This window comes from Halorubrum sp. Atlit-28R (assembly GCF_003665955.1).
GTDB lineage: Archaea > Halobacteriota > Halobacteria > Halobacteriales > Haloferacaceae > Halorubrum > Halorubrum tropicale.
Genome location: NZ_QPLS01000075.1, coordinates 1 through 667 on the forward strand (window position 1 = coordinate 1; position 667 = coordinate 667).

1 protein-coding gene is annotated in these 667 nt (G+C 63.7%); it reads right to left on the reverse strand.

The genetic code is table 11. The annotated features are described in order from the left end of the window. Positions 1 to 8: 8 nt before the first annotated feature. On the reverse strand, positions 9 to 667 hold a 659-nt coding region (locus DVK06_RS16845; RefSeq protein WP_147438154.1), incomplete at its 5' end, for a DNA cytosine methyltransferase.

Here is a 667-nt window from a genome sequence, read left to right on the forward strand (position 1 = left end):
CGTTCCCTCTAATCAGCGAAGTCGAGCGTGACCTGCTGCGCGTGGCCGCCGATATCCGACCTCTCCTCCTCAAAATCGCCGAGATCCATTCCACCGCACCGAAGCTTGTAGATACGCTCCCGCTCGTCTTCGGTCAGCGTCTGGCTGTAGACACTCTGCTTGAGGTAGTAGCCGACGGACTCCGCGAGGTACGGCGGCACCGCGTTCCCGATCTGTTTCCGGACCGAGACGAGCCCGCCGTCGAAGCGGTACCAGTCGGGGAACGTCTGTAGCCGCGCACCCTCGCGCGGCGTGAGCCCGCGGTGCTGGAACGGGTGGATACACCGAGCGCTGGAGGGCTTAGACATATTCGACGTGATCGCGACGGCCGGCTCCTGCGAGTCGAGTCGGGAGTAGGAGTTGTGGTAGCCCGACGACGGCTGGAGTTCGTCTGGGATCTCGGTCCGGTTCCCGCCGTCGGAGATGTGCGATATCATTTCTACCATGTCCTCGGTGTGGTTCGCCGCCTGATGATGGGTGAGCTCCGTGTTGTCGTCGCGGAGGTCGTCCTGGATAACCGTCGCCGGCTCGGCGTCGTACTCGGTCTTCTCCTCGCCGGGGCTGACTTCGGGGAGGTCGCCGATCCCGGCGATCACACCGGGCGTCTCAATCGGGTCTAACTCGAAGA